The sequence below is a fragment of the Betaproteobacteria bacterium genome, assembly GCA_009377585.1.
Lineage (GTDB): Bacteria > Pseudomonadota > Gammaproteobacteria > Burkholderiales > WYBJ01 > WYBJ01.
Window position 1 is genome coordinate 74,112 of record WHTS01000017.1, and the last position, 6,345, is coordinate 80,456.

Annotated in this window: 7 protein-coding genes; 3 read left to right on the forward strand and 4 right to left on the reverse strand. The window is 66.0% G+C overall.

Going from position 1 to position 6,345, the window contains the following annotated elements:
* Positions 1–3: 3 nt before the first annotated feature.
* From GEV05_08500 to rsmI, 3 genes are all read right to left on the reverse strand, one after another.
* Positions 4–624 carry a gamma-glutamylcyclotransferase gene (locus GEV05_08500; protein MPZ43425.1) on the reverse strand — a complete coding sequence of 207 codons (621 nt, stop codon included), beginning with the start codon at positions 622–624 and terminating at the stop codon, positions 4–6.
* 199 nt (positions 625–823) lie between these two features.
* The gene (gene pyrC, locus GEV05_08505) at positions 824–1,861 is read right to left on the reverse strand and encodes a dihydroorotase (GenBank protein ID MPZ43426.1); all 1,038 of its coding nucleotides are present in this window, start codon (positions 1,859–1,861) and stop codon (positions 824–826) included.
* 53 nt (positions 1,862–1,914) lie between these two features.
* The gene (gene rsmI / locus GEV05_08510; protein ID MPZ43427.1) at positions 1,915–2,787 is read right to left on the reverse strand and encodes a 16S rRNA (cytidine(1402)-2'-O)-methyltransferase; all 873 of its coding nucleotides are present in this window, start codon (positions 2,785–2,787) and stop codon (positions 1,915–1,917) included.
* A gap of 3 nt (positions 2,788–2,790) precedes the next feature.
* On the opposite strand from rsmI, the gene GEV05_08515 reads away from it, so the two are divergent.
* Positions 2,791–3,867, forward strand: coding sequence for an ABC transporter substrate-binding protein (locus GEV05_08515; protein MPZ43428.1), 1,077 nt, complete (start codon positions 2,791–2,793; stop codon positions 3,865–3,867).
* Positions 3,864–4,205, forward strand: coding sequence for a YraN family protein (locus GEV05_08520; GenBank protein MPZ43429.1), 342 nt, complete (start codon positions 3,864–3,866; stop codon positions 4,203–4,205). The genes GEV05_08515 and GEV05_08520 overlap by 4 nt, the downstream gene beginning before the upstream one ends.
* A 134-nt stretch (positions 4,206–4,339) precedes the next feature.
* Here GEV05_08520 and GEV05_08525 read toward each other — a convergent pair whose 3' ends face one another.
* Positions 4,340–5,695: an MFS transporter gene (locus GEV05_08525; protein ID MPZ43430.1), complete on the reverse strand. Its 1,356-nt coding sequence runs from the start codon at positions 5,693–5,695 to the stop codon at positions 4,340–4,342.
* A 259-nt stretch (positions 5,696–5,954) separates the two neighbouring features.
* Between GEV05_08525 and GEV05_08530 the strand changes: the two genes are divergently transcribed.
* The coding region (locus GEV05_08530; GenBank protein ID MPZ43431.1) for a bifunctional transcriptional activator/DNA repair enzyme protein Ada at positions 5,955–6,345 on the forward strand (391 nt) is incomplete at its 3' end.

Sequence of the window (6,345 nt, forward strand, 5' to 3'; positions counted from 1 at the left end):
GTATCAGCGCTCATCCGCCCAGCTGGCCTCGGCAAACATAGCGGACTCGGCCTTCGGTCTTTCCGATTTCGCGTCGAGCGTGCGCACCGCGCTCAGCACGGCGGCCAAGTGTCCGTCGCGCACGCCGAGCGAGCGCAAGTGTGAAACGGTGTTCAGGACATACTCGATGTTCGATCCGCGCTGACCCCGACACGCGACCACGCGCCGGGCGATTTCAGCGGCAGGCAGGTTGCCGGCATAGTGCTTGTGCATTCGGTCGACGGTGAAGGCCAGCGCGCGTACAGCCTGCGATCCGATGCGAACGTCCAGCAGCCGCGGGTGGTAGCTGCGATTGCGCATCTCGCGCTGCCACAGTTCGAGCAACGTCACCGCGACTTGCTCGCGCGGGACCAGAAACGCCATGCCGTGACACGAGCCGCCGTGCGCCAATCCCATGACCAACCCCGGTTGCTTGGTCGTTCCGCGATGGTCGGTCGAGTGAATGCAAAGCGCGCGGTGAAACCCGAACAGCCGCGCCGGGTGTTTGCGCAAATAGTGGAACCCCGGATTCCACATGAGCGACCCGTAACCGAAGATCCACAAGTCGCCTGCGGGCAATCGAGCGGCGAACCGGTCGAGGGTCATGGTCCTCATGCCTGCGCTAGTGTCCTGAGTCCGAGGTTCGTCGCAGAAATCTCGACATCTGCCCTGAGGCCAAGCGGGCAAAAGTGTCGAAATCGGCGCCAGACGCGAAGCGAACCACAGCCAGGTTGGACACCTGGCGAGGATTCGCGACAATGTATGGCGTCGATTCTCGGCATCTTTTGCGCGGCGAATTTCGGACTCAGGACACTCGGATGCGCCAGGCAACCTCGGTGTCGGCCCGGAATGGCACCAGCGACTCGTCTCCGAAATGCACTTCCGATGGTACGCGCCAAGGTGTGCGGGTGAGCGTGATCGAGCCGGCGTTGCGCGGCAGACCGTAGAAGGCTGCGCCGTTGGTCGCGGCGAACGGCTCCAGCCGGTCCAGCGCATCATTGGCGGCGAACACTTCGGCATAGAGCTCGATCGCGGCGTGCGCGGTGTACACGCCGGCGCAGCCGCATGCGCATTCCTTGGTCGGGCGGGCGTGCGGCGCGCTGTCGGTGCCGAGAAAAAACTTGGCATCCCCCGATAGCGCGGCTTGCACCAGCGCCTGCCGATGGATCTCGCGCTTCAGCACCGGCATGCAGAAGTGATGCGGCCGGATGCCGCCGTCGAAGAGCGCGTTGCGATTGAGCAGCAGGTGATGCGCGGTGATCGTCGCCGCGACGCGCGGGGCTGCGGCCCGGACGAACTGCACCGCCTCGCGCGTGGTGATGTGCTCGACGACCACTTTCAGCCGCGGAAAACGCTCCAGCAGCGGCGTCAGCACGCGCTCGAGGAACACCCGCTCGCGATCGAAGATGTCGACCTCGGGCGCGGTCGCCTCGCCGTGCACCAGCAGCGGCATGCCCGCCTCCTGCATGGCTTCCAACACCCCATAGCAGCGCGCGATATCGCTCACCCCGGAATCCGAGTTGGTGGTCGCCCCGGCGGGGTAGTACTTCACGGCATGCACGAAGCCGCTTTCGCGCGCACGCGCGATCTCCCCGGGCGCCGTGTTGTCGGTCAGGTAAAGCGTCATCAGAGGCTCGAACGTCATGCCGGCGGGCAGCGCCGCCAGGATGCGCGCCCGGTACGCCGCCGCCATGGCCGTGGTCGTGATCGGCGGACGCAGATTCGGCATGACGATCGCGCGGGCAAAGCGCGCGGCCGTGTGCGGCAATACGCAGCGCATCGCAGCGCCGTCGCGCAAGTGCAGATGCATGTCGTCGGGTCGGATGATCGTCAACTGCGTCATGAGAGTGTCCGTTGCCTTTCCGGTCGCGATTTCGACCGACCGCGCCCGCGTTGTCAATCGTCTTCGCCGCGCCCTTCGCCGCGCCCTTCGCGCAGCTTCACCGCAAGCTCGTAGAGCCTTGCCCGAGGCACGCCTGCGATGCGAGCCGCCAGGCGCGCCGCCTGCGCGGGCGCAAGGTCCTCGAGCAGGACGCGCAGCGCCTTGTCGGCCAGCGCATCCTGGGGAACCTGTTCTGAAGCGCCCGAAACGATCAGTACGAATTCTCCGCGCTGGCGATTCGCATCGGCTTCGAGCCACGCGGCCAGTTCGGCCAACTCGCATTCGTGCACGCTCTCGAACAGCTTGGTCAATTCGCGCCCGACCACGATGCGGCGCGAGCCGCCCAGCACTTGCTCGAAATCGCGCGCGGCTTCGAGCACCCGATGCGGCGCCTCGTAGAAGACGAGCGCACAGCGAAGTTGCGCCAGGGCGCCGAGCGTCTTGCGCCGCTCGGCGGAGCGCGCCGGAAGAAAGCCGTGAAAAAGAAAAGGTCCCGACAAGCCGGACACCGACCAGGCGGCCGCAAGGGCGCTCGGACCGGGGATCGGAATCGTCGCACCGCCATGTTCGCGTACGGCCCGAACGAGCATCGCCCCCGGGTCCGATATCGCCGGGGTGCCGGCATCGGCCGCAACCGCCACCGCCCGCCCTTCGTCGAGCGCCGCCAGCACCCGGGCGATGGCGCGGCGCTCGTTGTGCTGGTGCAGCGCGAGCATCGGCTTATCGATGCCGAAACGCGCGAGCAGTGCGCCGGTCACTCGCGTATCCTCCGCGGCAACCAGATCGACCGAGCGCAATACCTCGAGCGCGCGCGTGCTGATATCGCCCAGATTCCCAATGGGCGTAGCCACTACATATAATGCCGGCCTTCGAAGGTCCTCGAGCATGCGATGAATCGGTCCCGTCGGGAATTCGTGGTCGCTGCCTGCGCCTCGCTACTATACGGTTCGCGTCACGGCTTCGCCACCGAAGCAGCCGGCACGACGGCACGCCTGGCTGTGCTGCTTCCGCTGAGCTCGCCGACGTTCCGTACCGCGGCCGATGCGGTGAAGCGAGGCTTCGAACACGCCGCACGCCTGCAACCGGCGGGCACCTTCGACATCACCCTCTACGCCACCAGCGAGGACCCGCAGAACATCGTGGCCGGGTTTCGCCAGGCGCTGGTCGACGCACCGCGCCTGATCGTCGGTCCACTCACGCGCAACGGCGTTACCGCGGTGGTGCAGCGGGTACAACCCGGCGTCCCGGTACTCGCCTTGAACGTTCCGCAGGACAATGCGCCGCTTCCCGAGGGCTTTTTCGCTTTCAGTCTGCATGTCGAAGCCGAAGCGAAGCAGGTGGCCCAGATGGCATTCGCCGACGGTCTCCGCGGCGCGCTCACGCTGGCCGACGCGCAACCGTTGGCGCAGCGCATCCAGCGGGCATTCGCCGAAGAATTCACGCGCCAGGGCGGGCGCGTCGTCGCCGAGTTCGCCTACCGCAATACCGTTGCCGATCTGATGGCGCTGCGCGAGACAGCCACGAGCGGCCAGTGCGACGCGGTTTTCCTGGCGCTGAACGCAAGCCACGCGCGTCTGGTTCGGGGCTACGTCGACGGCCCCGCGCAGGCCTATGCCACCTCCCAGATCATGCAGGGCCATCCGGACCGGCTGCGCGACGCCGAGTTGAACGGCGTCCGGTTCGTCGCCATGCCCTGGTTTCTGCAACGCGATCATCCCGCGGTCATGCTGTACGCGGGTGCGAGCTCCGAGCCGCCCGCCGCGACCGACATGGAAAAGCTGTACGCGTTCGGCATCGATGCCTATCGGCTTGCGAGCGCGCTCCTGAACGGCTCCGACCTCGCGCGGGAAGCGCTCGACGGCGTGACCGGGCGCATCTGGCTGGGCGCGGACGGGCACTTCGTGCGCGAGCTCGTCCCGGCGCAGTTCGTCGACGGCCGCGCAATTCCGCTCGCGAGTCGTCCTTGAACGAGCGCGGGCGCGAGACCGAACGGCAAGCCGCCGAGTTTCTCCAAGGCCAGGGAATGCGCATCGTGGCGCGCAACTGGCGCTGCCGCTTCGGCGAGATCGACCTGGTGGCGCGAGACGGGTCGACGCTCGTTTTCGTCGAAGTGCGCGCACGCGCAAGCCGCGCCTTTGGCGGCGCGGCCGAAAGCATCGACTACGCCAAGCGCCGCAAGCTGGTTGCCGCGGCCAATCTCTATCTCGCCGCGCGCAAACTCGATGCAGCGTGCCGTTTCGACGCCGTACTGATCGAAGCGGACGGCCACATGCGCTGGGTGCGCGATGCCTTTCGCGCCGATTGACGCGCGGGCGTTGGGCGAGCTCGCGCGAGGACTGGATGGCCGACGCGCACTTCGGAGCTTCGCCCCCCGAACTTTGCGCTCTCCGAATTGTGCTGCACCAAGTGCGCGCCCTGAATTTCGGCGCCAGGCCCTTCTCACTCCCCCGGCCGGTGCGTGCCCCGCAGCGAGAGGCCGGCGGTTTCCGGTGTACGACGCAGAGCGATCGCTCCGATCACGCAAGCCACCATCATGACGTAGGCGGGCACGAGCTCATCGCCGGTCTGGCCGATGAGCCAGCTGTTGAAGGCCGGCGCGGTACCGCCGAACAGGGCGGTGGCGACGTTGTAGGAAATCGCGAACCCGGCAAAGCGCACGTGCGTCGGGAACATGGCGGGGAACGTGGCGGAGATGGTCGCCAGTTGCGGCACGTAAAGCAAGCCCAGAAGCGCGAAACCGATGACGGCGCCGGCAAAGCCAGTGGCCATCAGCAGGTACAGGGGCACGACGCACACGAATAACCCGATCAGCGAGAACCACCACATGGGCTTGCGCCCCACCCGGTCCGACAAGGCCCCCGCGAAGGGAACGAACATCATCATGAACAGCATGCCCACGATCGGCACGATCAGGGCGGCATCGGTCGTCAGCGCGAGCCGGCGCTGCAGATAGGTCGGCATGTAGCTGAGCAGGGTGTAATTCACGACATTGAGGGCGATCACCAGGCCGCCCATGGTCAGCAGCGGCCGCCAATATCGAGTCAGCAGGTGGTGCAGCTCGGTCGAGGCCGCCGGCTCCTGCTCGTGATGCGCTTCGATCTCGCGGAAGATCGGCGTGTCCTCCATCCGCGAACGAAGGTACAGGCCCACGAGGCCCATCGGCCCGGCCACGAAGAACGGGATGCGCCAGGCCCAGTCGTACATTGCCTGCTCGCCGAGCCCGAGCGAGAATCCCAGCATCAGCAGCGCGCCGAACGAAAAGCCGGCGAGCGTGCCGAATTCCAGGAAGCTGCCGTAGAAGCCGCGCCGGTCGTCAGGCGAATACTCCGCCATGAACGTCGCGGCGCCGCCGTATTCGCCGCCCGTCGAAAAGCCCTGGATCATGCGCAAGGCAACAAGGAGGGCAGGCGCCCAAAGGCCGATCGTCTCGTAGGAGGGGATCAGCCCCACCCCCACAGTAGCCGCCGACATCAGCAGGATGGTGAAGGCGAGAATCGACTTGCGGCCGTAGCGGTCGCCGAGCGGGCCCCAGAACATTCCGCCCAGGGGGCGTACCAGGAAGGAAATCGCAAAGGTCGCCAGAGCGAAGAGCGTCGCCTCGGCCGCGTCGCCGGGAAATAGGGCGGCCGAAATGTAGACGACGCCATAGGCGTAGATGCCGTAGTCGAACCATTCGGTGGCGTTGCCGAGCGCCGAAGCTGCGACGGCGCGGCGCAGCACCGGGGCTGAGACGGCTTCCGGATGACCGATCGGGACGTCCGCCCCGAAAAGCTGCGGGGTGTGGTCTCCGGTCATGGTGCCTCCTGTGATTCATCGGGCGCTAGCGGATCGAGCGCAGTGGACATCGGCGAGTAGATGGACAGGATTTTCAAAGTATTCTTTTTCCTGACTGCTACTGTATTGCCCTCCCGTGCAGGCAGTCAATCGCGATGCTCGCTGACAATTGCGCCTGCAGGTCCATCCCGGACCTTGGAATTTGACCGCAAGAATCGGATAGCAGGTACGCCGTGCCTTCGATAAATTGCGTGCAGGTCGAATCCAGGAGGATCAGGATATGTACATGAGCACAAGCAATTCCAAGCCCGCAGCGACAGAAGCCGATCCACGGTGGGAGGCGATTATCGCGCGCAATCCTGCCGCGGACGGCACGTTCTATTACGCTGTCAGGACCACCGGTGTTTACTGCCGGCCCACCTGCCCGTCCAGGCGGCCGCTCCGCAGCAACGTTGATTTCTTCGCGGGATCGGTCACGGACGCGATCTACGACTCCGGATACAACTCCAACGCACGTTTTTATGAGAAGGCAGGCGAGGTCCTCGGCATGTCGCCGCGCGCTTACCGTGCGGGCGGCACCGCTACCGATATCCGCTTCGCGGTCGGAGAATGCGCGCTGGGTGCTATCCTGGTGGCGAAGAGCGAGCGTGGTGTTTGCGCCATTCTTCTAG